Annotated in this window: 23 protein-coding genes; 1 reads left to right on the top strand and 22 read right to left on the bottom strand. The window is 70.1% G+C overall.

Going from position 1 to position 26,836, the window contains the following annotated elements; all coding sequences use genetic code 11:
• The 20 genes from E1288_RS25000 to E1288_RS24900 form a co-directional block, all read right to left on the bottom strand.
• The coding region (locus E1288_RS25000; RefSeq protein WP_165968241.1) for a condensation domain-containing protein at positions 1-1,648 on the bottom strand (1,648 nt) is incomplete at its 3' end.
• A 245-nt stretch (positions 1,649-1,893) separates the two neighbouring features.
• Positions 1,894-3,492: a thioester reductase domain-containing protein gene (locus tag E1288_RS24995; RefSeq protein WP_132489069.1), complete on the bottom strand. Its 1,599-nt coding sequence runs from the start codon at positions 3,490-3,492 to the stop codon at positions 1,894-1,896.
• A complete protein-coding gene (locus E1288_RS24990) occupies positions 3,489-6,998 on the bottom strand; it encodes a MupA/Atu3671 family FMN-dependent luciferase-like monooxygenase (protein ID WP_132489067.1) in 3,510 nt (1,169 codons plus the stop codon). The genes E1288_RS24995 and E1288_RS24990 overlap by 4 nt, the downstream gene beginning before the upstream one ends.
• A 27-nt stretch (positions 6,999-7,025) precedes the next feature.
• Positions 7,026-8,585 carry an acyl-CoA synthetase gene (locus E1288_RS24985; RefSeq protein ID WP_132489065.1) on the bottom strand — a complete coding sequence of 520 codons (1,560 nt, stop codon included), beginning with the start codon at positions 8,583-8,585 and terminating at the stop codon, positions 7,026-7,028.
• A 30-nt stretch (positions 8,586-8,615) separates the two neighbouring features.
• Entirely contained in the window at positions 8,616-9,317 is a 702-nt protein-coding gene (locus E1288_RS24980) for a 2-hydroxychromene-2-carboxylate isomerase (protein WP_132489063.1), read from the bottom strand.
• Positions 9,318-9,562: 245 nt separating this feature from the next.
• Positions 9,563-10,303 (bottom strand): 3-oxoacyl-[acyl-carrier-protein] reductase, encoded by a 741-nt coding sequence (fabG, locus tag E1288_RS24975; protein ID WP_132489061.1) that lies wholly within the window; start codon positions 10,301-10,303, stop codon positions 9,563-9,565.
• A complete protein-coding gene (locus E1288_RS48135) occupies positions 10,300-11,184 on the bottom strand; it encodes a 3-hydroxyacyl-ACP dehydratase FabZ family protein (protein ID WP_207954544.1) in 885 nt (294 codons plus the stop codon). The genes fabG and E1288_RS48135 overlap by 4 nt, the downstream gene beginning before the upstream one ends.
• Positions 11,184-11,444 carry an acyl carrier protein gene (locus E1288_RS24960; RefSeq protein ID WP_132489059.1) on the bottom strand — a complete coding sequence of 87 codons (261 nt, stop codon included), beginning with the start codon at positions 11,442-11,444 and terminating at the stop codon, positions 11,184-11,186. The genes E1288_RS48135 and E1288_RS24960 overlap by 1 nt, the downstream gene beginning before the upstream one ends.
• Positions 11,445-11,557: 113 nt before the next feature.
• The gene (locus E1288_RS24955; protein WP_132489057.1) at positions 11,558-12,679 is read right to left on the bottom strand and encodes a beta-ketoacyl synthase N-terminal-like domain-containing protein; all 1,122 of its coding nucleotides are present in this window, start codon (positions 12,677-12,679) and stop codon (positions 11,558-11,560) included.
• Positions 12,680-12,722: 43 nt separating this feature from the next.
• Complete coding sequence (locus tag E1288_RS24950; protein ID WP_132489055.1) at positions 12,723-13,094, bottom strand: hypothetical protein; 372 nt, start codon at positions 13,092-13,094, stop codon at positions 12,723-12,725.
• Positions 13,095-13,117: 23 nt separating this feature from the next.
• Positions 13,118-13,522, bottom strand: coding sequence for a hypothetical protein (locus E1288_RS24945; RefSeq protein ID WP_207954543.1), 405 nt, complete (start codon positions 13,520-13,522; stop codon positions 13,118-13,120).
• Positions 13,523-13,526: 4 nt separating this feature from the next.
• Complete coding sequence (locus E1288_RS24940; protein WP_132489051.1) at positions 13,527-13,853, bottom strand: hypothetical protein; 327 nt, start codon at positions 13,851-13,853, stop codon at positions 13,527-13,529.
• Positions 13,854-13,883: 30 nt separating this feature from the next.
• A complete protein-coding gene (locus tag E1288_RS24935) occupies positions 13,884-14,888 on the bottom strand; it encodes an acyl-CoA thioesterase family protein (RefSeq protein WP_132489049.1) in 1,005 nt (334 codons plus the stop codon).
• Between the two features lie 259 nt (positions 14,889-15,147).
• Entirely contained in the window at positions 15,148-15,906 is a 759-nt protein-coding gene (locus tag E1288_RS24930) for an alpha/beta fold hydrolase (protein ID WP_165968240.1), read from the bottom strand.
• An 86-nt stretch (positions 15,907-15,992) separates the two neighbouring features.
• Entirely contained in the window at positions 15,993-16,937 is a 945-nt protein-coding gene (locus E1288_RS24925) for a beta-ketoacyl synthase N-terminal-like domain-containing protein (RefSeq protein ID WP_132489045.1), read from the bottom strand.
• The gene (locus tag E1288_RS24920) at positions 16,937-18,079 is read right to left on the bottom strand and encodes a beta-ketoacyl-[acyl-carrier-protein] synthase family protein (RefSeq protein WP_132489043.1); all 1,143 of its coding nucleotides are present in this window, start codon (positions 18,077-18,079) and stop codon (positions 16,937-16,939) included. Before E1288_RS24920 ends, E1288_RS24925 begins: the two co-directional genes overlap by 1 nt.
• A 31-nt stretch (positions 18,080-18,110) precedes the next feature.
• Positions 18,111-19,346 (bottom strand): beta-ketoacyl-[acyl-carrier-protein] synthase family protein, encoded by a 1,236-nt coding sequence (locus E1288_RS24915; RefSeq protein WP_132489041.1) that lies wholly within the window; start codon positions 19,344-19,346, stop codon positions 18,111-18,113.
• A gap of 96 nt (positions 19,347-19,442) precedes the next feature.
• Positions 19,443-19,694 carry an acyl carrier protein gene (locus E1288_RS24910; RefSeq protein WP_132489039.1) on the bottom strand — a complete coding sequence of 84 codons (252 nt, stop codon included), beginning with the start codon at positions 19,692-19,694 and terminating at the stop codon, positions 19,443-19,445.
• 203 nt (positions 19,695-19,897) lie between these two features.
• Positions 19,898-20,692, bottom strand: a complete 795-nt coding sequence (locus E1288_RS24905; RefSeq protein ID WP_132489037.1) for a helix-turn-helix domain-containing protein — start codon at positions 20,690-20,692, stop codon at positions 19,898-19,900.
• Positions 20,693-20,739: 47 nt separating this feature from the next.
• Entirely contained in the window at positions 20,740-21,570 is an 831-nt protein-coding gene (locus tag E1288_RS24900) for a helix-turn-helix transcriptional regulator (protein WP_132489035.1), read from the bottom strand.
• 1,746 nt (positions 21,571-23,316) lie between these two features.
• Between E1288_RS24900 and E1288_RS24895 the strand changes: the two genes are divergently transcribed.
• Entirely contained in the window at positions 23,317-24,876 is a 1,560-nt protein-coding gene (locus E1288_RS24895) for an FAD-dependent monooxygenase (RefSeq protein WP_132489033.1), read from the top strand.
• A gap of 160 nt (positions 24,877-25,036) precedes the next feature.
• Here the strand turns inward: E1288_RS24895 and E1288_RS24890 are convergent, their stop codons facing one another.
• Together E1288_RS24890 and E1288_RS24885 are read right to left on the bottom strand one after the other, a co-directional pair.
• Complete coding sequence (locus E1288_RS24890; protein ID WP_132489031.1) at positions 25,037-25,789, bottom strand: amino acid ABC transporter ATP-binding protein; 753 nt, start codon at positions 25,787-25,789, stop codon at positions 25,037-25,039.
• Positions 25,789-26,706, bottom strand: coding sequence for an amino acid ABC transporter permease (locus tag E1288_RS24885; protein ID WP_132489029.1), 918 nt, complete (start codon positions 26,704-26,706; stop codon positions 25,789-25,791). The genes E1288_RS24890 and E1288_RS24885 overlap by 1 nt, the downstream gene beginning before the upstream one ends.
• Between the last annotated feature and the right edge of the window lie 130 nt (positions 26,707-26,836).

The raw sequence follows: 26,836 nt of genomic DNA, 5'->3' as shown, positions 1-26,836 counted from the left end.
CGATCCGCTCGGCCGGAAAGCCCGGATCGACCGGCAAATACGCAGCACCCGCCTTGAGCACCGCCCACACCGCCACGACCATCTCAACCGACCGCGGAACCGCAAGCCCCACAACACAACCCGGCCCGACACCACGACCGATCAGACACCGAGCAAGCCGATTCGCCCGAGCGTTGAGCTCCGCATACGACACCAACTCACCGCCGCACACCACCGCAGTGGCATCCGGCGACTCCGCAACCTGGGCCTCGAACAGCTCCGGCAAGGTCGACTCGGCTGCGACCACACCTTGCCCGTTCCACACCTCAAGCAGCTGGTACCGCTCTTCGTCGGTGAGGATGTCGATGTCCGCCACGAGCATGTCGGAGTCAGCCGCCATCGACTCCAGCACGCGCACCAACCGCCGCAGGACCAGTTCCGCTTCCTCCGTGGTGAAGCAATCCGGCCGGTAGTCCAGGCGCAACGTCAGCTGCTCGTCCCCCGGCAGCACCACCAACGCCAACCCGTAATGCGTCGAGTCGAGACCTTCGACGTTCGCGACGCGCAGCGAAGGCCCCGCTGCCGCTTCGACAGCCGTTCCTGGCTTGGTCGGGTAGTTCTCGAAGATGACCACCGAGTCGAACAGCTCACCAACACCCAGCGCACCCTGGATCTCCGGCAGCCCCACATGCCGGTACGGCATCAACCCGATCTGCGCGGATTGAACCTCCGCCAGCAAATCTCCAACACGCGTCCCAGACGACCACCGAACCCGCGCCGGAACCGTGTTGACGCACAACCCCACCAGCGACTCGACACCCCGGACCTCCGGGGGGCGAACCGCCACCACAGAGCCGAAAACCACGTCCCCGCAGCCGACCAACCCGCCGAGCAACACCCCCCAAGCAACCTGAACCACCGACGACAGCGTCACACCACGCTCAGCCGCCAGACACCGCAAACCGCCCAGCAAACCCGTCGAGACATCAGCCACCGCGCGACACGGCACCACTCCGTCCCGACCCGCGCCCGGAGCCACCAAAGTCGGCTGTTCCACCCCCGCAAGGGCATCGGCCCACACCCGAACAGCCCCCGGACCGTCCTGATCGGACAACCACGCCAAATACTCCCGCCACGCCGGAGCCGGCGGGAGCCCGCTGGCGTCGCCGTCGCGGGAGTACAGCTCGACCAGCTCATCGACCACGATCGGCAGCGACCAACCGTCGAACAGGGCGTGGTGGCACGTCATCACCAGGCGGACGCGGTCAGCGGCGAACCGCACCGCCATGAAGCGCACCAGCGGCGGTCTCCCCATGTCGAACCGCTCGTTCCGGTCCGCCGCAAGGACATCCGCGAAGGCGGACTCCGGATCGGCCGCCGCCACCAGGTCGAGCTTCCGCCAAGGCACCCGCACCCGCCGGGCGATCACCTGCACCGGCCCCCGGCCACCGCGGCGCACGAACGCCGCGCGCAAGCTCGCGTGCCGGTCCACCAACGCCTGAGCGGCCGCCCGCAACCTCGGGACGTCGCAATCGCCTTCGAGCTCGACGCACAGCTGGACGATGTAGACGTCGGGCCCTTGCTCGTCGTACCAGGCGTGGAACAGCAACCCCTCTTGCAGCGGGGTAAGCGGGAGAATGTCCTCGACTGCTGATTTCTTAGCGGTCACGGCAAACCTCACCAGTCCAGCCGGATTTCCACTGCAACGTTAGAACGCCAACATCCGAAAACAAACAGCTGCGATCACCCCAGGCGCACCTTTCAGCGACAGCGGAAACCATGCGACACCCACATGACCCGCACGGGATTTCACGAGTGCTCGAATGCCACCCGACAGCGAACGAAGCAACCGAATTCCGCATTATTGCAGCAATTCGAACACCGCCACCCAAAACGAGGTTGGAAATGCTCAACTCACCCAGCAGCCATCGGCGGCTCCAGGTTCCCGATCGCGACCAGGTAGTCCAGACAACTCGATATCAGTTCCGAGACGCCCACCGGAGGAGCTGTTTCCGAGCCGCCCGCCCGATCCGCCTCGAATGGGTGACCGACACGTCGGAGCGGCAGGTCCGGCGCCGGTCCTTCCTCGCCCAACAGCGGCAGGAACGGGAGCAGTGCATTCTCCGCGCCGGCTTCCACCGCAACGCGCAAATCCCTACGCCACTCCCCGTACGGCTTGCGCGACACCCGATACCCCGAATCGCTCAGCAGGTCCACGAGCTCCGCCCAGCGCACGGGCGGAGCACCCGGCAGGTGGTGCGCTCGGCCCAACCCCGTTCCGCTCAACGCGATTCGCGCGATGGACGCAGCGACGAAGTCGACCGGAACCGCGTCGACGAACAGGTCCAGCTCCGGCGCCGAGCCCAGCTGGATGCAGCCCTTCAGCCAGGCGCACAAGAACAGCTCCGGCGGGCAGGCCCCGGTCGCTCGACCCCCGACGACCTGCCCCGGGCGGTGGATCGCGACCGGGAGGCCGCGCCGCCCGGCCTGCGCGACGAGGCGGTCCGCCACCCACTTGGTCTGCGCACGACCGCTGATCACACCGTCCACATCAGGAGGTTCCGCCTCGCCGAAAGGCCGCACGCCCAGGGCATCGGGGAACACCTCGAGCGATGACACGTAGTGCACCGGTTTCACTCGACCTCGGCACGCCAGCCGCAGGACTTCCAATGTTCCCAGCACATTCGTCGTCTTGAGCTGCCGGTAGGAAAGCACGGCGCTGGTCCCGGCGCCGCTGTGCAGCACCAGATCGGCCCGCCGTGCCAGTTCCTCGTACGCGGGACGATCCAGACCGAGGTAGGGGCGGCTGAGGTCGGCGGGGATCCCGACCAGACGTCGTGCATCTGCCCTGCGCCACAGACCGTACGCGGCCAGGTTCTTCCGGACCCGGTTCACGGCACCGTCCCGGTCGCCAGCCCGCACGACGACGTGCACGTCGGCATCGGAGCGGTCCAGCACGTCGCGGAGCAGGAACGCGCCCACGAACCCGGTCGCGCCGGTCAGCACGACATTCCGGAAGGGCGCGACCGGCTCGGCTACCCGACCCGGCCGGACGTCGTCCGGCAGCAGCGCTTCCGCAGCCAGGGCGTCGGGGTCGATTCCGCGCGATCGGTCGCTGGGAACGGCTTCTTCGCCGACCAACCGCGCCAGCTCCGCGATGACGGGCCCCGCGTACAGCTCGTGCGGCCCGATTTCAACGCCGCACTCGTCCCGCACCCGGTCCAGCAAGGCCGCGGCGGTCAGGGAAGTGCCGCCCAGATCGAAGAAGTCGTCCGCGACGCCGACCCGGTGCACGCCGAGCACGTCCTGCCAGATGCCGACCAGCCGGGCTTCGACCGGACCGGTCGGCGCGGCGTACGCGGTTCCGGTCAGCCCGTCGGGAAACCGGCCGCCGACCTCGATCCGCCCCGGGACCATGGCTCCGGGAAGGCGCTCCCGGGCGAAGGCGCGCAGTGCCGCGCGGAACCCGGGCGCCCGCGCCACGGCCAGCGGATCGGTTGCCCCGGTTTTCATGTGCGCCGCTCCACCGGCTCGAAGGCAGCGTCGAACTCGTGCAGGCCGCCATGTTCCGGAACCAGCAGCCGGACTCTCGCGCCGTGCCGCTCACCGAACTCCACGACACTCTCCGGGTCGACGGCCGACGACCCGTCGACTTCCCACAGCAGCCGCTCCAGTTCCCAGGCCGTGGTGTCGTCCGCGACCCCGCCGAGCAGTTGGAGCAGTGCCCGCGGGCGCACCAGCCGGCGATTGGGGATGCCGTTGACGGTCAGCGGCCCGGTGCCGATCCGCTGGGCGAGGCCGTCCAGTCCGGCCGGGAGTTCCGACCAGGCCAACGCATCGGAGACCGGGCCGCCGGGTGGCTCGTCGAGCAGCAGGGTGACGTCGTAGCGGAAGCAGGTCGGCTCGTTGACTTCGTGACCGCGCTTGAGCTCGATCCGCGCGTGGCCGAACCTCTTGAAGTACGCGGGCCAGAGGCACAACTCCGGTTCGCCCGCGACGCTTCGCCAGATCGCCGCAGCGAGTTCCGCCGCCGACGTCAACGGTTGGCAGCGCTTGAGCTCCGCTGCCGCGTAGCGCGCGTCCAGTTCCGCCAAGCCCCGCACGTCGCCGACGAAGACCGCGCGCCGACCGACCCGGGCGGCCTCGGCGAGAACGCGCTCCAGGTATCCGGTGCTCGGGAAGTACTGGACGACGGAGTTCAGCACCACCACGTCGGCGCTGGCGGTCGGCATGCCGGCGAGCGCGGTGGCGTCGGCATGGTCGATGGCGACGTTGTGCGGTGGCTCGGGGCCGAGCGCCTGCCGAGCCGCTCCGACGGCCGACGAGGAGGGCTCGATCCCGCGGTATTCCGCGATGTGCGGGAGCAGCGCGCGCAGCAGCAGTCCGGGGCCGGCACCGACGTCCACGACCGACTGCGGCGCCAGGTCCGCGATGCGGCGCGCGGTGCGGTCCAGCCACGCGCGCATGTCCTGGGGCGGAATCGGTTCGACGGCACCGGTTCCCGGCTCGGCGCCGGCATAGATCCGTTCCCACTCCTGGCACCAACGGCGCACGTGGGCCGCTTCGGCGACGTGGTCGGTCGGCTCGGCAACAGGGGCGACCCGCGCGACCAGCTGCGCGCTACCGGACCGACCGGTGCTCGCGGTCACCTCGACGGATTCGACCTGGGCATGCTGGGAAAGCACGTTCTCCACCTCGGCGAGTTCGACTCGGTGCCCGAGGACGGTCACCCGGCGGTCATCGCGCGCCTGGAGCGTCAGGGTTCCGTCCGTTTCCCGGCGCACGCGGTCCCCGGTCCGGTAGGCGGCTCCGGATCCGCTCGCGACGAACCGCTGCGCGGTGAGCCCGGGCTGCGCGAGGTAACCCGCGGCGATCCCGGCCCCGCCGATCAGGAGCTCACCGACCGCTCCGACCGGCACCTCCCGCAGGTCCTCGTCCACCACCAGCATCTCGGTGCCCGGCAGCGCTCGCCCGATGGACACCGCCGCGTCCGGGCCGATCTCGTGGACCGCGGCCCAGGAAGTCGTCTCCGGTGAGCCGTATGCGGCGAACAACCGCACCCCCGGCAAAGCAGCCGACAGGCGTTGCGCCAGATCCGCTGGGATCGCCTCCCCGCCGACGAGCACCGCGCGGGCGCCCCTCAACGACTCCAGACCGGTCGGCTGCGCGGCCAGGAAGGAGGGTGTGCACTGCAGCAAGGTGACGTTGTGCCGCCGGACGAGCTGCGCGAACGAGTGCTCGGCGTCGGCCACCTCCTCCTCGTGCAGTTCTTTCAGCCGGTTCAGCGTGGGCAGGCCCGCGATCGCCTCGTCGACGGCGACCCCGAAGTCGATCAGGCACGCGATCTCGTCCGCACCCGCGGCTGCCAACCTGCGCACCACTTCGGCGCCCTCCGCCGGCGAACCGAACAGGCCGGACCGCTCCAGGTACCTGTCGAGCGCCAGGTCCAGCACGGATTCGAGGTCCGCGTCGGTGACGGCGGTCCCGGCGCCGAACAGCACCCGGCTGAGCTCCGCGGAGCTGCGGAGGTACTCCCGGAACGGGCCCCTCGCCAGCGCCTTCGCCCGCTCCGCGTCGTCGAGCAGGAAGGTGTGCACCATGACCGACACCCGGCCCGGCCCGGCGAACCCGTGCTCGGCCCTGGCGTTCCGGTACGCCGCGATCTTCACCGCCAGCTCGTCGAGGTCCTGCCCGAGCAGGTGGGTGAGCACGTTCACCCCGGCCGCCCCCGCGCGCTCGAAGGTCTCCACCGAGCCCGCCGAGGTGAGCCAGATCGGGGGCTCGTCCTGCACCGGCGACGGGAAGACCCGCACATCGACCTCCGCGCCGCCGCCGCCCCGCCGCCGAACCGGCTCCCCGCGCCACAGCCGCCGGAACTCGTCCAGCTGCTCGGCCATCCGCTGCTTGCGGCGCGGGAAGTGTTCCGGGAAGAACACGAAGTCGTTGGTGTTCCAGCCGGATGCGAACGCGAGGCCGACCCGGCCATCGGAGAGGTTGTCCACCAAGGACCACTCCTCGGCGATGCGGACCGTGTCGTGCAGCGGCGCGACCACGCTGCCGCACCGCAGCCCGATCCGCTCGGTCACGGTCGCCAGCGCCGCGGCCATGACCGCCGGGTTCGGGTACAGGCCGCCGAAGGAGTGGAAGTGCCGTTCGGGGGTCCACACGGCCTCGAACCCGTGGGCGTCGCCGAACTTCGCGGCCTCCAGCACCAGGCGGTAGCCATCGCGCCGCTGCTCGTCGGCCGTGGCGGCGGCGAAGAAGAACAGGCTGAAGCCGAGCGGGTGCTCGGCGGCGGGAGCCGGGTTCTCGATCAACCGGTCCCCGGCGACGACGACCTTCGCGCCGCAGGTCAGCGGCCACAGCAGTGCCAGCACCCCGGCGTCGAAGGAGATGCTGGTCAACGCGAGGACGACGTCCGATTCCGCGCAACCGATCCGGTCGCGCATCCCGGCGAAGCGGCCGAGCGCGTTGCGGTGCCGGACCACGATTCCCAGCGGCCGACCGTGCGGTCCCGATGTGTACGTGACGTACGCCGGGGACTCACCGTCCACAACGGACTCCGGTGGTGCGGTGGGCCGCCGGGCGATCTCCGCGGCGTGCGCGTCGATGCGCACGAGGTGGCGGGCGGGAAGCCCCGATGGGCCGGCACCACTGGTGATCAGGCAGTGCAGGTCGGCGTCGGATGCGATGCGCGCCAGCCGCTTCGCCGGTTCGGCGGGGTCGAGGGCCACGAACGAGCCACCGGCCTTGAGCACGGCCAACAGCGCCACGACCAGATCCGTCCCGCGGCGCAGACCCACGCCGACCAGGGAACCCGGCCCCGTGCCCAGCGCGCGCAGGTGGTGCGCGAGCTGGTTCGCCCTGGCGTCGAGCGCCGCGTAGCTCAGCTCGGACCAGCGGTGCGCGATCGCCACCGCGGCCGGGTTCCGGCGCGCCTGTTCCTCGACGGCGCCATGGATCGTGGACGCAGTTTCAATTGAAACTGCGGTCGCGGTGCCATCACGAACGCCGACCATGTCGCGCCCCTCCCGGCCTGGCCCGCATCATCGGTCTGCGGCGACCGGTTCGAGCTCGCCGGCCAGCCGCGCCCGCAACCCCGCCTTGTCGACCTTCCCGGTGCCGTTGCGCGGTAGGACGTCGCAGTGGTGCACTGCGGTGGGGAGCTTGAACCGCGCCAACCGCTCCCCGAGGAACGCGCGGATCTCCTCCAGGGTGGCCGCACCGTCCTGGCACACGACCACGACGGGGGTCTCGTCCCACTTCGGGTGCGGCACGCCCACCACGGCCACCTCGCGGACGCCCGGGAACTCGGCCATCAGCCGCTCGATCTCGGCGGGATAGATGTTCTCCCCACCGCTGATGATCACGTCCTTGAGCCGGTCGACGACGTAGAGGTGGCCCTGCTCGTCCAAGTGTCCGATGTCGCCGGAGTGGAACCAGCCGGCGTCGTCCACCGCCTTGCGAGTCGCGTCCGGGTCGTTCCAGTACCCGGAGATCACGTTCGGCCCGCGGACGCAGATCTCGCCGACCTCGCCCGGTTCGGTCACCGCGGCCCCTGTCGCCGGATCGATCAGCCTGATCTCGGTGTGCGGCATGGGGAAACCCGCCGATCCAGGTTTGCCGTCCACCAACTGCGGAGGCAGGTAGGTCGCCAGCGGCGCGGTCTCGGTCAGTCCCCACGCCTGCTGCAGCTTCACACCCCGCGCCGAGTAGTCGCGGACGAGCTGGTCCGGGACCGGCGCGCCACCGACGATCGCGGCGCGCAACGCCGACAGGTCGGCCCGCTCGAAACCGGGGGTCCGGGCGATGGCGTCGAACATCGTCGGCACCGCGATCAGGTTGGCCACCCGGTGTGCCACCAGGTCTTCCAGGCACTGCTCGGCGTTGAACGCGCGCCGGACCACCAAGGTGCCGCCGTGCGCGAAGGTGCCCATGGTGAAGCCGCTGAGCCCGGCGATGTGGAACATGGGCGCGATGACCAGGGCCGGGTCGCGGAACCGGGTTTCGATCGCGGTCGCCGTGTTGACCTGGTTCCACCACAGGTTCCCGTGGGTCAGCAGCGCGCCCTTGGGCCGCCCGGTGGTCCCGGACGTGTACATGAGCAGGGCGACGTCCGCCTCCCGGACGTGCACCGGTTCGTCGTCCCGGTCCGGCGGAGCCGCCGCCGACAAGCTCTCCCAGCGCGGGTGAGCGGGTTCGGTCGCCGAGTCGAGCAGGAAGCGGCGCACCGGGACCGAGTCGGCGATGCCGTCGACCAACGCCCGCTGCTCGTCCTCGACGACGAGCGTGTGCGCACCGGAATCGCCGAGCAGGAAAGCCACTTCGTCGCTGGACAGCCGGAAGCTCAGCGGCAGGAAGATCACGCCGAGGTGCGCCGCGGCAAGCGCGGTCTCCAGCAGCAGCGCGCTGTTCCGACCGAGGTAGGCGACCCGATCACCGCGGCGGAGCCCGCCATCGGAAAGCACCGCCGCCAACCGCCGCACCCGGGCGGACAGCTGCGCGTAGCTGATCTCGGTGCCCTCGTAGACGATCGCCGTGGTGCTGCCGGCAATCCGAGCCCACCGGTGCACGGCGGCGGCCGAACTTATGTTGCCTTCCCTCATCTCGCCCTCCAGGTCGCGCGGAATGGTCGTTCAGCCGCAGCCACCGGCATGCCCCTGGTCGCCGCCGAGGCCCGGGTCCAGCTCCGCGGCCGCAACGGGCACCGGCGCGGCGGCCGTGCCGGCCACCGACCGGACGAAGTCCGGCAACCGGTCCACTCCCCAGAACTTGTTGAAGCGGTCCACGAAGAACGGGACCCCGAACACGCCGTCCTCGTCGATGTCGAGCAGCGCTGCGGTCCCCCGCCGGCGCAGTTCCTCGTCGTCGACCGCGTTCGAGACGTGGTCCGGCGGCAGCCCGAGCTCGGCGGCGAGCTCCGCCATGGTGGCGCGGTCGCAGATGTCACGCCCTTCCTGCCAGCGGGCGCGGTAGGCGCGGTCGACGAACTCCCGCCCCAGTCCCTCGTCCAGCGCGACGAAGTACGCCAGGTGCGGTACTTCCCACACCGGGTCGCGGTCGACCGGCCAGGTCGGTTCGAGGCCGCGCTCGCGGGTGAGCCGACGCACGTCCTGGAGGATGTAGAGGCTCTTGGCGCGGGACATCGCCACGTACGGGAAGCTGCCGCCCGCTTCGGCCAGCATCCGCTCGCTGCGGGCGTCGGGTTCCCAGAACGGCCGCCACTCGACCGCTGCCGCCACCTCGGGGTGCCGGTCCACCAGGTCTCGGTAGGCGAGCCAGGAGTACGGGCTCCGCAACGAGAAGTAGCACCTGGGGACGCTGTTCTTCCTGGGCATGACGGGTTCTCCGCTCCTCGGCCGTCTCAGAGCCTGTTGGTGAATGGTCTGGGTGGGTGGTCGCTTAGCGGAACCTGAGAGGTTCCCTGGACTGTGGGTGCCCCTCCTTATGTATGTCCAATACGCGGCGGAGGGGCCGTCCTCGCCAGGAAACCTCTCAGAACCCGCCGATGGTCGTCTTGGCAAGGTGGATGCAAGCGGCTGCGCCGCTTCCAAAAGCGCGGACGGCATTCGCCGACAGGCTCTCAGATGAGGATGCCGCCATCGATCTGCAGCACGCTGCCGGTCACGTACTCGGCGGACACCAGGTAGCCGACCATGTCGGCCACCTCTTCCGGTCGGCCGAACCGCCCCAGCGGGATGTTCGCCGCCGCGGCCGCGCGGGTGCTCTCGGACAGGCCGGCGGTCATGTCGGTCTCGACGAAGCCCGGCGCCACCACGTTCGCGCGGATGCCGTACTTCCCGACCTCCTTGGCGAGCGCCTTGGTGAAGCCGATGATCCCGGCCTTGGACGCCGAGTAGTTGGTCTGCGTGGCGTTCCCGTGGACCCCGGCCACCGACGAGATGTTGACGATGCAACCCCGCCTGCGCTTCATCATCTCGAAGACGACGGCGCGGCAGACGTGGTAGGTGCCGTCGAGGTTGGTGTCCAGGACCTGGTGCCAGTCCTCGTCCTTCATCAGCAGCAGCGGGTTGTCCCGGACGATGCCCGCCGAGGTCACCACGACGTCGATGGGCCCGAGTTCCTCCTGGGCGTCGGCGACCAGCGCGCGCACCGCATCCGCCCGCGACACGTCCGCCTGCTTGGCGACCACCCGCGCCCCCAGGTCGCCCGCTTCCTTCTCCAGCAGCGCGGCCGCTTCGGGGTTCGACGCGTAGCAGAACGCCACGTCGAACCCGTCCCGCGCCAACCGCAGCACGGTCGCCCTGCCGATCCCCCGCGATCCGCCCGTGACCAGGGCGACCCGCCTGTCCGTCTCCGTCATCCGCCCGTCCCCTCCGCTCCGGCCGCCGCCGCGCCGGTCAGTTCGGATGCCGGTCGCAGCGCCATCACCACCTGGTCGATCTCCATCACGACCTCGCCGCCGACCGCGCTCTCCCCTTCGAAGATCGCCGTGTCGGTGAACGTCCGCGCCAAGCGGACCCGGTGCTCCACGACGTCGCCGGGGCGAACCCGCCCGGTGCGGCGCACGCCGGCGATCCCGCCGAAGAGCATCACCGCGCCGGTACGCACGTCGGGGTTCGGTTTCGCCCCCGCGATGAGCAATCCCGCCGCCTGGCACCAGGATTCGAGCAGCAGCACGCCCGGGTAGTCGTAGTCCTCGTCGTCGGCGTCGTCCCCGAGCTCCCGGTACCACGGCTCGTTGCAGGTGACCGCCTTCAGCGCGGTAAGCCGCTCGCCGGGGACGAGATCGACGACCCGGTCGACGAGCAGCATCGGGTGGCGGTGCGGCAGGATCCGCTTGATCCCGGCGATTCCGCCGCCCCCCGCAGTCACCGCGCCCGCCTCCGCGAAGCTGATCCGGACCTGCGCGGCGGGCCCGCGCTCGGTGGCGACCGAGGCGGCACAGGTCCAGCCGGCACTGCGCCGCCGCCACTTGAGGTCCGCGGTCAGCGAATCGCCCGGGAAGACGGGGCTGGTGAACCGGACCCTGTCGATGCCCGAGAGTTCCCACCGCCGCTCGGGTTCCGGGATGGCGGCCAGCGCGCCGCGGTGGACGAACTCGACGATGCACACCCCGGGGAAGATGGGGAACCCCGGGTAGTGACCGGCGAAAACGGGTTCGCCGGGCTCGACGACCATCGCGAGCTGCTCCTGGCCCGCGGTCTCGATCGCGCCCGCGATCGGGCTGCACGCCGTGCTCATCAGGCGGCCCCCAGTTTGGCCGCGAGCAGGTCGTGGGTCTTCGGCAGGGACGTCAGGCCCTGCACCTCGGGCTCGGTGAACTTCACCCCGTACTTCTTCTCCAGCACGACGATGACCTCCAACGCCAGCAGCGAATCGCCGCCGAGGTCCTCCACGAACCGGGCGTCGTCGGTCACGTCGGACACCTCGACGTCGAGCACCTCTGCGACGATGCGCCGCAGGTCCTCCAGGTCGATGGGCGTCGCGTCGGTGTCGGGCATCGTGTGCATCCCTTTCGTGGCGGTACTGCGCTGCAGAGCCTGTTTCCGAAATCGTCCTGCGTAGCGGTGCGGGCCGTTCTGGTCTGCGGGAAGCCCCGATTCACGTATGGCCGCTACAGCCCGGATCGGGCGGGGTCGACCAGCTCCAGCAGGGCCGCTCCGACGACGCCGTTCGATTCCGCCGAGGTGATCACGACCTTCCGGGCACCGCCTGCCCCGCCGTCCTCCGCGAGTGCGAGAACAGCAGCGACCTGGAACGCCGCGGACGCCGCGGATGTGTCCCCAATGGACTCCGCGCACGGCACGCGCCGGGGCGTGGCGGTGCCGAGCACGTCCGCGATGGCCGCGCGTTCCTCCTCTCCGTCGACGCCGGGTGCCTGCGAGTCGGCGACCGCCCAGATCTCCTCCGGCGCTACCCCGGACCGATCCAGCAGGCGGCGCAGGCCCGCCCCGAGGACCGGGCGGATCTCCCGCCCGTCCTTGGCGAACCCGAACTCCAGGCCGATGACTTCGGCGATGCCCGGCCTGCCGTTGTCCCGGGCGGTGCCAGCGCGCTCCAGCAACCACACCGCGGCGCCTTCGCCCAGCACGTTGTCCCGGCGATCGGTGGCGTGCCATTCGAGCCAGGCGCGCGCGGTCGAGAACTCCTCGACCGCCCCGCACAGCAAGGTTTCCGCCCGACCAGCCTTCTGCAGCCGCAGCGCGTACTGGAGGGCCAGCAGCCCGGTGGCCCTCCCACCGGCGATGGTGGTGTTGGGTCCTTTGAGGCGGTGCCAGATGGCGGACTGACCGGCGGCGCAGTTCATCACCGTGTTCGGGAAGCGCGCCGGGTCGACCAGGTAGGGCCGCTCGCCGACCAGCGAGTCCCGGGTGAAGTCCATCATGCTCTGGGCGCTCCCGGTGCTGGTCCCCAGCGCCAGCCCGGTGTCCTCGCCAACGCCCGGCAGCCGCTCTCCGCCGGCGCCGTCCAGCAGCCGGCCGACCGCGGCGACGGCCAGCCCGCTCGCCCTGTCCATCGAGCGGGTGCCGCGCCTGCCCAGCACCGACCTGATGTCGAAGCCGGGCACCAGGTGCGCCTCCTCGAACGGCACCCGCCACTCGTCTCGGTCGAGCCGGACCGCGGCCTTGCGCCCCGAGCGCACCCCCTCTGCGAACTCGGCGCTGCTCAACCCGAAGGGGGAAATGGTGGACCACGCGGAGATGACCGGGTTGCCGACGGCGGTGGTGGGGGCCATTCGTGTTTCCTCCGGCTTGACGGGCGGTTCGGGGCGGTCGGGCTCAGAAGAACCAGACCCGTTCGTAGTCGGGCCAGCGCGAAGCCGGCTCGTGCGCGGGAACGACGTGCACGCCGGGAACCAGGCGGTCCCGCGCGCTGGGGCCGAGGACCGCCAGGTCCGGCTCCTCGACCCAGACCCCGACGCCGTCGTCGAGCAGCTGCCGCAGCGAGTGGCGGGGGTCGGGCAGCGAGTCGAGCACCCGGCCGGCGATGCGGATGGCGGGTTCGAACTCGGTGTCCACCGCGTATCCCGCCGCCGGCCCGCGCAGCGCGATGTCGACACCGCCGCTCTGGCGGTGCAGTTCGCGGACGAAGTAGAGGACGTCGGCGAACTGCGTCTCGACCGATCCCCGGTAGGCACGCTCGATGATCATCAGGGTGCTTCTGCCCGCCACGCTCAGCACACCCCCATCGCCAGGACCTTGTCGGTCGCCTGCACGTGCTCCCAGAACCTGGCCGGCGGGCGCTTGCGCACCTCCGGGATCTGCTCGGCCGCGCCGCGGTCCGCGCAGCAGAAGCGGCAGACGTACCAGTTGAGCCGATCCGGGTGCGCGCTCAGCAGCTCGCGCACGAGCCGCGCCGTCGACGGGTGGTCGGCGTGCCGATCGGCGAAGTTGATCGGTTTGCTGTCGCCGAGGCTGACCCGGGTCAGGCCGGTGGCGTCGCCGCACGTCCAGACCTGCACGGCGGCGCCGCGGTCGAGCAGCGCATCCGCCAACCGGAACACGCTGGTCACCAGCTCGGTCTGGTGCGGCGTGCCGAGTACCTTCAGCAGCACGTCCGTGTGAGGAACCGCGAACACCATTTCAGTGCCACACCGCCCGCAGTCCCGTCTCCAGCAGTTTCTCGGCGACGTCGGCCATTTCCACGACCCGGACGCCGGGGACCAGATCTTCGGCTCGCACGGCCCGCTGCCGCAGGGAGAACGAATCCACCCAGAGTTCGCCGCCGTTGCGCAGGAATCCGTCGATGCTCGGCAACGCATCCCGCACCGCGGCCGGCGCGGCGTTCTCGATGAGCAGGAGCGACACCGCGTCGCCGCCTTCGAGCAACCGGACCGCGTCGCCGACGAACCGGTCGCACCCGGCGCCCGCTGGGGGGCCGCCGCTCTCGATCAGCAAGTACTCGTGCATGGGTCTCCGTTCCCGCGCCGCCTGGGCCCGTCAACCGCCCAGTGCGCGCACCACGCGCTCGTCGAAGTTGACCAGCCGCCAGTCGCTGCGGCTCTCGATCAGGGCGTAGCCGTGGGTGATCCGCCCGGTGGCGGTCTGCACGAGCCGGCCGTCGCGGACGACGTAGCAGTCCATCCGCGAGGTGTAGGTGAAGTCCTTGAAGATGCCCTCGACGGTGTAGATGGTGTAGAGGTCCTCCTCCATCAGGGCCTCGCCCAGGATCTGGATGTTCGAGTGCGGGACAACCGGGATCCACCGCCGGTCGGCCAGCAGCTCGCGGATGGAGATGCCGCGGTCGGCGAGGAACAGATCGACGACCTCCTCCATCTGCCGCAGGTAGCCCGACATCTGCAGCCGCTCGGTGAAGTGGCAGTACGGGTAAGGGATGCGCCACTTCCAGCCGAAGGCGTTCTCCCCGGCGGTGAGCCGCTCCAGCACCGGGTCGCCGCCGGTGGTCCCGCGCCCCTGCTGGAGCGCGGTGTTGTCGGCGGGCTCGACGGTCGCAGCGGGGCGCGCGGCGGGCAGGTGCGCGCCGAGCTCCGGCACCACGAAACCGGCCAGTTCCGCGGGTGGTTCACCTGCGGCGGGCAGGTAGTCGGTGGGGCGCAACGAAACCTTGACCTTGGCGACCACCGCCTTGGTTGGTTGCCCGGCGCGCTCCAGGCTCAGCGTGACGCGGAAGCCGAGCACCGGATCGCCCGGCTTCGTGACCGAGACGACCTCCGCATCGGCGAGGTCGTCCAGGTGCAGCGCGTGCAGGATGCGGGTGTCCAGGTCGACGATGTCCAACCCCAGGCCGTAAGCCTCGAACAGGCCTCGGGCACCCAGGCCCGCGCTGCGGAAGTGCTCCAGCACGGCCTCCTCGACGAGGTAGTTGACGTGCTTGAAGCCGATCCACGTGCAGATGTTGGAGCCCTCGTAGCGGGGCCGCAGCGCCACGTGGGTGGTGTTGGCGAACAAGGACTTCGTCAGTACCGGCTCGGTGTCGGCGGTCATCGGTTGCGCTCCATGTTGGGTGACGGGCTCCTGGCGGTGATCAGAGCCTGTTGGTGAATGGTCTGGGTGGGTGGTCGCTTAGCGGAACCTGAGAGCTTCCCTGGACTGTGGGTGCCCCTCCTTATGTATGTCCAATACACGGCGGAGGGGCCGTCCTCGCCAGGAAACCTCTCAGAACCCGCCGATGGTCGTCCTGGCAAGGTGGATGCAAGCGGCTGCGCCGCTTCCAAAAGCGCGGACGGCATTCGCCGACAGACTCTCAGGCCGACAGGGTGCGGAGGAACGTGTTTGCCAGATCGGCGAACGACTCCGCCGACGCGACCATCGGGAAGTGCTCGCTGCCCGGGAGGATGTGCACCGAAGCGTCCGGCAGCGCCTTGCCGAGGGCTTCCGAGTCGGCGGGGAACGCGATGGAATCCGACTCGCCGCCGACGACGAGGAACGGCATCAGCAGCCGTTCGGTACGCACCTCCGGCATCCGCAGGTAGGTGTCGAGGAACCGGATCCAGCCGTAGGGCCCGATGAGGTCGCGCACCTTCACCGCGATGGCCAGCCGCTGCTCGGGCGAGAGGCGCCTGCTGCCCGGCCGCACGCGCATGCCCGCGGCCAGGATCTGGTCGAAGTTGTGCAGGTAGTAGCCGATCGAATCCCAGTCGAAGTCCTCCGGTTCGGCGCGGTAGAGCGGCGAGACGAGGACGACGCCGCGCAGTTCCCGGCCCCCGACCGCGATCCGGCCGCTGGGCCCGGTGTCCTGCCGGTCGAGCCAACTGAGCACGGCGTTGGTCCCGAAGGAATGCGCGACGACCACGTCCGGACCGCCCGGCATTCGGGCGACCGCCTGGCCGATCCACTCCTCGACCGGCTGCGATGTCCAACCGGCGATTCCCGTGCCGCGCCAGGGCAGTTCGGCGACCCAGAGCTCGCACCTGGGGTCGGCCAGCGCGACGAACGCGTCCCAGATCGCGGCGTTGCTGCACAGCCCGTGCACCAGGAGGACGCGAATCGGGTCGTCGGGCACCTCCGCTTTCCTAGCGCACCGCACCGCGACCGGTTCTTGGCCGCCGAGAAGGGCTACCTGGCTCGGCGAAGCCGACGTGTCAGCACTCATCGCTCCCCTTTCCCCGCTGACCGCAACACCATTCCGGCGACCCCGTCGGCCGCGTCGTCGCCCGCGGTGACCAGCGCGGAACCGGCGCCACCGGCGCCGAGCCAGCCGATCGCGGCGGCGCACTGCAGCACACCGAGCGCGCCGGAAGCGAGCCCGAAGGCACCCGTGACGTCGTGGCGCGGTGTTCCCGGGGTGACCTCGGGCCGTTCGGCGGCGTCCGGGGTGAGCCAGATGCCGGGCGAGCCTCCGCCGGCGAGCACCCGGTCGACGCACGCGGCGACGCTGCCTTCCCGGCTGTACTGCCCGAGTTCGGCGACCGCCAGCGCACCGCGCGCCCGTGCCGCCTCGTCGCTCTCCACCATCAGCGCGACCGCGCCGTCCAGCAGGTCGACCTCGCCGGTGAGGGCCTCGACCACGTGGTTGCGCGTCTCCACCCCGACGACGAGAGCACGCTCGCACCGGCCGGCGGCGACCAGCGCCGCACCCCAGTGCACGGCGTCCAGGCCGGCGGTCGGGCCGTTGCAGAGCATCAGGTTCGGGCCGCGCAGGCCGAACTTCATGGCGACCGACGACGCGACGACGTTGCTCGAAGCGTTGGGCAGGGCCATCGGGCTGATGCGATCAGTGGACTCCTCGGCGATGGCCGACGCGATCTCGCAGACGGTGTCCAGGTTGCCGAGGTTCGAGCTCGCCACGACGGCGACCGATTCACCGGCGACGGTCAACTCGCCGTCCGCCGGGCGCAAACCGGCGTCGGTCAGCACCTCCGCCGCCGCGCACAAGGCGAGCTGCGAGGCGCGATCCTTGTAGCGCAGGCCACGGCGCCCGATCCGGGCCCCGGGGTCGACCGGCTCGCCGCGCTGCCCGTCGGTGCGCAGCAGCGCCGCGAGGTCTTCAGCGCCGGGCAGTGCCAGGCCGACACCCGTGATGACGATCCGCATCAGCCGTCCATCCCTTCCACGACGGCGACCGCGTTGACACCGCCGAAGCCGAAGGCGTTGACCTGGGCCAGCCTGAGGTCCGGGTACCGGCGACGGTCGCGGACGAACCGGAAGCGCTCGGCGTCGGGCGTCGGGTCGGTCAGGCCGGTGGTGGGCGGGACCTGGCCGGATGCCAGCGCCAGCACGGCGACGATCAGGCTCAGCAGCCCCGACCCGCCCGAGGTGTGGCCGGTCATCGACTTCAGCGCCGTCAGCAGCGGCAGCCCGACGTCGACGCCGAAGACCTCGCTGAGCGCGGTCGCCTCCGCCTCGTCGTTGAGCGGGGTTCCCGTGCCGTGCAACAGGATCAGGTCGATGTCTCGCGCTTTGACGCCGGCCAGCTCGTGCGCCGCGCGAATGGCGCCGGCGATGCTGTGCGCGTCGGGCGCGGTCGCGTGGGCCGCGTCGCAGTTCATGCTCGCGGCGCGCAGCCGGCCGCTGGCCCCGGCCAGTGCCGCGGGGTCGTCCCGGCGCAGCACCACGGCCGCCGCCCCGTCGCCCATGAGCGTGCCCCGGCGGGCCCGGTCGAACGGCCGCACGCGGTCCGGTGGATCGAGCTGGACCCGGTCGAGCAGCCCGAACATGCTTTCCGTGACGGTGTCCACGCCGGCGACGACGACGGTGTCGGCGAGCCCGGCGGCGATCATGTCGCTGCCCATCGCCAACGTGTGCAGGGAAGCCGAGCAGGCATTGGAGAACGTGTAGGTCCGGGCGGCTCCGAAGCGCTCCCGCAGCGCCGTGCCGAAGTGCAACCGGTCGAGGTCGAACTCCGCGCCGTCGCGCCACTTCAGCTCGACGGACCGCAGCTCGCGCAGCCCGGTTCCGACGAGCACGGGAACGTCGGAGAGGTCTTCGCCGAGACCGGCATCCCGCAACGCCTCGGCAACCGCTCGCAGCAGCCAGTCCGTGGCGCGCGACGGCACGTCACCTCCCGACGCCGGGCGGTCATCGATCTCGTAGGCGTTCTTGGCGCGGAACTTGTCGCTGTCGAAGCCGCGCAGCGGCGCCAGTCCGCTGCGGCCCGCGCAGAGCGCGTCGAAGACCTCGTCCGCGGTGTTCCCGACGCTCGCCACCGCTCCGGTGCCGGTGATCAGGCAGCTCATCGGGAACGCCTCTTGTGCGCGCAAAGCCTTGTCACACCCGCTCCTCTTCGTACTTGCCGTAGATCACGACGGCGTTGTTCCCGCCGAACGCGAGGCCGTTGTTCTGCACGATCCGCGGCTGCGCCTCGACCGCCTCGTTGGGCACGCAGTCGACGCCGCACTCCGGGTCGGTCTCGACGTGGTTGATCGTCGGCGGGATGAAGTTCTCGGTGATCGCGAGCACGCAGGCGATCGAGGCGAGCGCACTCGCAGCGCCCATGGTGTGCCCGAGCATCGATTTGATGGAGATCGTGCGCGGGGCGGTGTCCGCGCCGAACACCCGCCGGATCGCCGAGGCCTCGGTGACGTCGTTGGCCTTGGTCCCGGTGCCGTGCGCGGAGATGAAGTCGACCTCGCCCGGCTTGACGCCCGCGTCGTCGAGGGCGAGCCGCATGCACCTGGCCACGCTGTCCTCGTTCGGCGCGACCTGGTGGAACGCATCGCAGTTGAGCCCGAACCCCAGCACCTCGGCGTGGATACGGGCCCCGCGGGCCAGGGCGGACTCCAGGCTCTCCAGCACGAGGACGCCCGCGCCCTCTCCGGTGAGGATCCCCTTGCGGTCCTTGTCGAAGGGCTGGCACCGCTCCGGGGCGATGGTCCCGATGCGGTAGAACCCGGTGAACGTCTTGCGGCACAAGGCATCCGCGCCGCCGCAGAGGGCGAAGTCCACGTCGCCGGCCCGGATGGCGTCAAAGCCGTAGCCGATGGCGTAGTTCCCGGCGGCACACGCGGTCGGGAGGGTCACCGCCTCGACATCGCGCAGCCCGAACTCGTCGGCGACCGCGGTCGAGAGCCGGCCCGCCGGGACTCGCGCGGCCACGGCCGGGTCCATGTCCCCCGGCCCGGACCGCAGCTCGGTTTCGACCAGCTGGTCCAGGTCGCGGGCCTCGCCGTCGGTCGTGCCGATCACGCTCAGGCAGCGCCGCTCGCGCAGTGCCTCTTCGCTGAGCCCGGCGTCGTCGACGGCCATGCGGGCCGCGGCGACCGAGAACTGGCTCGCCCTGCCGAGGCCGTCGGGCGCGATGTTGCGAATCCACCGCTGCGGTTCGAAATCATCGATCTCACACCCCAAGGAGTGCTCGTACCCGCTGGTGTCGAACGCGCTTATCGGTTTGACCGCGCTGTCGCCCGCGCGCAGCCCTGCCAGGAAGTCCGGCACCCCGATCCCGATGCTGGAAACCGCACCGATACCGGTGATGACAACGCGATGGGTCGCGGCGTCGCGCATGGTTTCCTCGCCTCCTAGGCGTCATTGCGTGGGCGTTCGGCAGGAGATTTCCAAGCCGGGAGGAGGATCCCGACGATCTGGGCACCGCCGGACCGGCTACTCGTCGGCTGCCTCGACGAATACCGAGTACACGCCGTTGAGGTTCACCATCCGCCCCAGTTCGGACTGGTCGATGACGACGCCGAACTTCTTCTCCAGGGCCGCGAGGATCTCGATCGCGCGCAGGGAGTCCGCGTCGTGCTCCTCCTTGAAGAGGCTCACGTCCGTCAGCTCGTCGGGATCGATCTCCAGGATGTCGCAGACGATGTCCTTGATCTCTTCCTTGCGTTCTTCCAAAAGCGCAGCCATAACGCCCCTTCCGCACCAACTCGTGGTTCGCGACCTCCGCGCGAGCGTGGCTCGACGCTATTGCCGGCCCCGATCGAACAACAAGGCCTGCGGCCACAAGCTGCCACCGGCCGTCGGCCGCGCGCCGCCGAACCACCTGGTTGGCAACCAGCTGTCACTCGATTCCATTGGTGCACAAGCGGAAACCCACGATCAACGCGCCGTCACGACGCGGGCAGCAAGCCGATCTCGGCGGCCCGCACACCGGCTTGGAAGCGCGAGTTCGCCCCCAACAACTCCACGATTTCGGCGACGTAGCGCCGGTACGTCCGGACCGACACGGCGAGTTCCCGCGCGGCCACCTCATCGGTGTGGCCGTCGTAGAGCATCTTCAACACCCGCTGCGCGAACTCGGTGTGCGCCCGGCCGCCGAAGTCGACCGGCTTCGCCACGGGACGCGCATTGCGCCAAACATCGGCGAAGAGGTCCTCCAGCGCACGGATCACCGGCGCAGCGCGGACGACGACCGCCTGCCCGTCGCACGTCGCGTCCGAACGCACCAGCGCGGTCCGCCCGTCGACGACGACGGCCTCCAGCGAACTGATCCGACCGAACCGGGCCTCGAACGGCGCCCGCTGCTCGTCACCGGCCCGCAAGAGCGAAAGATCGAGAACCGCGGGGGCGCAGAGCAATCTGACCCGCACCTGGTCGCCCGCGAAGCGGGCCAGGTTGCGCAGCACCGAACGCGCCGACATCCTCCACTCCGAGTTCGAGGCGAGCACCACTTCGACGTTGTTCCGCGCCCGGCCGACCAGGTTCGTCATCGCCTCCAGCGCCGCGTCGACGTCCCGGCCCACGACCCGGAACGCCGGGTCCGATGCGGATTTCTCGCGATGCTCGGCGACTGTGGCCCCAATGAGCGCACGCACTTCCAGCAACGCCTGCTCGATCCCATCCGCCAGGTGCCCGAACGCCGCCTGCTCGCAGGCACGCCCGTGCGCCGCCTGGTCCCCGACCATCGAATGCTCCACCGCGTTCGCCTCTCCGCCCACCCAACCCGAGATGTTCACGAATCCTGCGCCGGACCCCGCGCGTCCAGCAGGCCCGCTTCGACCGCCAGGGCACCTGCCTGGAACCTCGATTTGGCCCCGAGCTCCTGCATGATGCAGGCCACCTGGCGGCGGTAGGTCCGCAGCGAGATGCCGAGCTTCTGCGCCGACTGGCTGTCGGTGTGCCCGGCCCGCAGGTGCTCCAAGATCCGCCGCACCGGCTCCACGCTCCGGCGTTCGAGGGGAAGCAGGTGGTCCGGCAGCGGCCTGCCGGTATCCCAGGAGGCGACGAACAGCGACTCCAATGCCCGGACCACCGCGGGCAGGCGGATGATCGACGCCTGCCGGTCCGCGTCTCCCGCATTCGACCGCAGCAACGCGATCCGGCCGTCCACCAGGACGACTCCCTGCAGGGGGCTCCGGGAGAGCTTGATCTCGCATTCCGGCCGACGCATCATCTCCACCGCGCGGTCCACCCGCAAAGCTTGCGGAGCGCTCAGCACCCGGACGCCCACCTCCGCACCGATTCCTGTTGTCAGGCAGAGGAGTTCCCCATCGGAGGGGAGTGAGACCGCGATGCACACGGATCTCTCGGCCCGCGCTACCATCTCTTCCACCGCGCACCGCAGGTCCTCGTCGAGCCCGACCATCACGAAGGAGCTCTGCGACGATCTCCGGCGGTGTTCGTGCACCGCGGTCTCGATCAGCTCGTTCGCCCGCAGCAGCGAACGTTCCAGCCCGTCGTCGACAGCGCCGACGTCGTCGACAGCGCCCCGCCGTTCCCTGGCGGCTATCTCGCGCAGGCCTCCTACCGAACCTTCAGAAGCGAAAGCCAACTCGAACACCATTCAACTCCTGGCCCATCCAAGTCGCATTCGATCAGCACGAACTGCTAACAAGCCCACCCGACCTTCCCGCGAGCAGCAGGAAGGAACCGCTTCGCCGAGCGGCGAAACCACAGAACCGAAAGAGCACCGAACACGCGGAAGAACGGCGCCCGCCGCACACTCCGAGAAGCGGACTACGCCGTCTTGACCGAGATCTTCAGCCACCCACCTGGGCCGACACTAGCCAGCGAGCGGGAAGCCCACCAACCATCTTTCAGTCCAGGGTGAATCGTCACCGCGCTACCGCTTCCCGGTGCCCGTCCTCAAAGCCGAACGCGAACCGAGGAGCGCGGCCGGAACGCGTGCCGGTCGTGCGGCGCCCACCGGGGAGCCGGTCTCGCGGCAGGCTCCTCGGCCGCTCCCACGACGGACGACGCCCCACTCCCCGCTGCCTGCCGCCCGCCGCACGATGCGGCGGCTGGCGGCGAATTCCTCGCGCGCACGAACATGATCCGCATTCGGAACAGGCGCACCTCCACCGTCCGAATGACACGATCGCCGCAGGAGCGGAAGCCCTTCGGCCGGACGAGCCGACGGCCGCCCGGCGCGCCGGCACCGACGGGATTGCTCATCTGCACACCCCCGACGAATGTGATTGCGGCCTCAGCGCCGCAAGCGCGATGGTGCTGGCGCTTCTCAAGAAAAAGCTCTCGATTGTGATCTGGCACACACAACGCGGCCGTCACCTTTCACACTGCCTCGAAAGGATTGCCGGAGCCCGTTCGAGTGCTCCAAGCTCGCGTGACCTGCCACTCGGGCAACCGGCGACAAGACGAACTCACCGGATGAAAGGAATTGACGAGGGGTCACCAAGCGTCGGCGCGATGCGAACTCAGCCGATGCCGCGATTTCGCCGCACCTCCGCCATCTCGGCCCGAAACGGCCACGCCGCGGCCCGAGCCGATCGCGCGGGCGGATCAGGCCGAACAGCACCCTCGCCGCATGTTCCGACCTCCGGTGTTGCGCCCCCGCCTCGGTCGGCCACGCGTCGACGACTCCGAGCCCTGCCTTCCTCGACTGCCCAGGGCTGCGACGAAATCAACAAGCCCGTGGCCACAGCCCCGGTCTTTCCAGCTCCGCCGTTCACATCGGTGCAATGTGGACTGTAACGGCCTGCACATTCCGGCAGATCGAACCAACAGGCACGGCCATCGAGGTCGAATTGGTGCCGCGATCACCTCGCGGCGAATTGATCACATCAGTGCACGCCGCCGGCTGAACACTTCTTTCGCCATGAATGTCCCCTGTGGTCACGTGCGGCGGCGCCGGGGCCGACGGTGGCAGGTAACTGCCACCCCTCCGAAGCGCCGTCCGCCGACACTCACGGCGGTGGCAACTTGGTGTCCCAACGCTTGTGCACAAGATCGCGATCTCCCTACATTCTGCACATTCTCGCAGGAAATCCGGAAGGAGTGAGAACAGCGGCAGCCGAAGATGGCGCGGAGGACGGCACGAGAACCACCGGCCCCGGCGCGAAGCCCGGCAAGCCGATCAGGATCGTCCGGCCGTCAGCGGGACCCGAATCCGGTCCCGCCCAGGGCACTCGCCCGAACGGCATGTGAAAAGCGTGACCAACAGCCCTCACCACCGCCCTCCCCGGGCCACCCCGGGGACGGCCGGCGTCCTCGCGCTGGATCCAGGCCTGGACTCGGTGACGCGAGGGCGATCGTCGCAAGGTCCCGATAAGTCACCCCCGTGGAGCCCAGAATGAGCAGTGAATCAACGACAGACGTGCTGGTGATCGGCGCCGGACCGGCGGGCCTGACGCTCGCCAACTACCTGGCGCTCCAGGGCGTTTCGGTACGACTGATGGACCGGGCCCCCAGCCCGCCCGTGCGGTTGTCGAGCTCGGTGCACGGTCCGGGATCCGAAGTCATGCAGCGGATGGGTTCGCTGGGCAACCTGCCCAACGAGACGCCGCTGCTCACGAGGGCCACCGCCCACCTCGGGCTCCAGCCGATCCGGCTGCGCTACACCACGCCGGGCAAGGAGAACCTGGCTCCCCCGATGCTGATCAACCAGGGCAAGATCGAGGCGGCCATCCGGGAGCACTGGGCCGAACTCGGCGGAGCCGTCGAATGGGACTGCGGACTGGTCGACATCGAGCAGGACCCGACCGGCGTGACCGCGGTGCTCGCCAACGGCGAGCAGGTCCGCGCCCGCTGGCTGGTCGGCTGCGACGGTGCCGAGAGCATGGTCCGGAAGGCCGCCGGGATCGGCTACATCGGCCGCAGCAAGCGCTACCTGCTGGTCGACGCGCACATCGACTGGGACCTCGACCGGGGCGGGCTGACGAGCTGGATCCACCCCGACGGGCGGGTCGGCGCGATGCCGATGATCGACCCGGACGGCGCCAACAACCTGTGGCGCCTCCTGGCCCTCGACCCCGACCAGGGAACCGAGAAGCCCACCGACGACGAGATCGTTTCGCGGGTGCGGACCGTGCTGGCCGAGCGTTCCCCCTACGGCGGCATCGAGTTCCGCGACACGACCACGAAGCTCACGTTCGTCTCGCACGCCAGGATCGTGGACAACTACCGCGAAGGACGCGTCCTGGTGGCCGGCGACGCCGCCCACCCGCACGTACCGTTCGGCGGGCCCGCGATCCACACCGGCATGGGCGACGCGGAGAACCTGGCCTGGAAGCTCGCCCTCGTCATCCAGGGCAAGGCGAGCGAGGCGCTGCTCGAGACCTACCAAGGCGAGCGCCGCCCGATCGCGGCCGAGATCGTCCTCGGCAAGACCGCGCCCAGCCAGATCGAGAAGATGCGCAACCCGATCGTGCGGTTCGTGCGGGACCGCGTGGTGGCACCGATCGTCAAGATCCCCGGATTCGAGCAGCTGACCACGTTCTCGCATTCCGAGCTTTGGGAGACCTATCGGGACGGCCCGTTGGGCGGCGGAGCTCGCTTTGACGCCAAGCCACGGCCCGGCGACATGGTGGGCGACTTCGAATGCGTTCGCTCGGCGGACCGCCGCCGCACCCGGCTGTACGACGAGTTCCGCGGGCGGTGGGTGCTGCTCGTGCCCGCAGGCGGCGCGGATCCGTGCGTCGACGTGGTCCGGAAGCGGCTGGGCGAGGAGCACTTCGCGGTGCTGGAGCGCAAGGCGTCGAACGCCGCCGGCAAGAAGGCCCGCGCGGAGGCTGACGAGGTCTGGTTGGTGCGCCCGGACGGTCACCTGGCGTGGCGCGGCGAACCGCAGTCGGCGGGCCTCGACGAGTGGCTGGAGGGCATGCTGCGGTACGGCCGGGCGAAGAACAAGTGACGCTGCTCCGTGGACGGGCCGTTGAGCTGGCCTTCGCGGCGCGCGACGTCCTCAGGGACACCGCGCCGCGGGGCCGGCTCCTCGCCTGACCGAGACACGGCCAATCGGGAAGGGCCTTCGCAGGATCAGTCCTGCGAAGGCCCTTTCGTCATCACTGTCTTCATAGCACGCGTTGCAGAAAGTCCCTGGTTCTGGTCAGTTCGGGGTTGTCGAGGACCTTCCCCGGCGGACCGGTTTCCAGCACCTCGCCGCCGTCCAGGAACACGACGGTGTCGGCGACCTCCCGGGCGAAGCCGATCTCGTGCGTCACCACGACCATCGTCTGGCCCGCCGCGGCCAGGTCGCGCATCACCGCCAGCACCTCCCCCACCAGCTCCGGGTCCAGAGCGCTGGTCGGTTCGTCGAACAGCAGGAGCTTCGGTTCCATCGCCAGCGCGCGGGCGATGGCGATGCGCTGCTGCTGGCCGCCGGAGAGCTGGCGCGGGTAGGCGTCCTCGCGGTCCGCCAGGCCGACGCGGCGCAGCTTCTCTCGCGCCCGCACCAATGCGTCCTTCTTGGACAGACCGAGCACGCCGACCGGCGCCTCGATCAGGTTCTCCAGGACCGTCAGGTGCCCGAACAGGTTGAAGCTCTGGAACACCATGCCGATCCCGGCGCGCTGGCGGGCGATCGCTCGGTCGCCGAGCTCGTGCAGCCGGCCCGCCGACTCGCGGTAGCCGATCAGCCCGCCGTCCACCTCGATGCTCCCGGCGTCCACCTTCTCCAGGTGGTTGATGCAGCGCAGCAGCGTGCTCTTGCCCGAGCCGGACGGGCCGATCACGCAGGTCACCTCGCCCTGCCGCACGGCCAGATCCACGCCGCGCAGCACCGGCGTGGCGCCGAAGCTCTTGTGCAGACCGGAAATCCGGAGCATCAGCGGGCTCCCTTCAGCACGGCGCGCAACCGCTGCAGCGGCGTCGGCGGCAGCTCGCGGTGGGCACCGCGGGCGTAGTGGCGTTCGACGTAGTACTGGCCCGCGGTCAGGATCGACGTGATCACGAGGTACCAGACGGTCGCCACCAGCAGCAGCGGGATCACCAGGTAGTTCCGGTTGTAGATCAGCTGCACCGAGTACAGCAGGTCGTGCACCGCGATGACGCTGACGATCGAGGTGCCCTTCAACGTGCCGATGAGCATGTTGCCCGCCGGCGGGATGATCGCGCGCATCGCCTGCGGGAGCACGATCCGGCGCAGCACGCGCATCCTGGTCATACCGAGTGCCTGCGCGGCCTCGCTCTGGCCCGCGTCGACCGACAGGATCCCGGCGCGCACCACTTCCCCGGCGAACGCGGCCTCGTGCAGCACCAGGCCGATCACCGCCGTCGTGGTGCCGCCGAGCAGGTTCACGGTGTCCACCGCGAACCACGGGCCGATGCTCAGCGTCGGGTACAGCGCGCCGATGTTGAACCAGAACAGGAGTTGGACCAGCAGCGGGATGGACCGGAACAACCAGGTGTAGGTCCAGCTCAGCCAGTTCAGGACGGCGTTCCCGGACAGCCGCATGACGGCCAGCACGGCGCCCAGCGCGAAGCCGAGGACCATGGTGACGGCGGTCAGCCACAGCGTGAGCCAGAGGCCGTTGAGCACGGCCGGGAGCGTGAAGTAGGCGGCGACGACGGGCCACTGGAAGTTCGGGTTCGTGGCCATCGAATGCACCACGAGCGCGAACACGACCAGCGCCGCGACGGCGGCGATCCACCTGCCGGGATGCCGCGCGGGCACCACCGGCGGCGGGGCGACGGTGGCGGGCCCGGCGTCGGGCACCGCCTGCAGATGCGTTGATCGGGTCATCAGGACTTCCCTATCGTGCGGCGAATCCCGCGGAGATCAGCACGCCGATCCCGCTGAAATCGCGCTGCTTGGACGAAAAGGAGAGGAACGCCTCGCAGGAAACGGCCGCCGAACAACGTCGGCGGGGTCC

Origin of the sequence: Saccharopolyspora elongata (assembly GCF_004348985.1) — a bacterium.
Taxonomy (GTDB): domain Bacteria; phylum Actinomycetota; class Actinomycetes; order Mycobacteriales; family Pseudonocardiaceae; genus Saccharopolyspora; species Saccharopolyspora elongata.
This window is presented reverse-complemented; position numbering and strand designations above follow the sequence as displayed.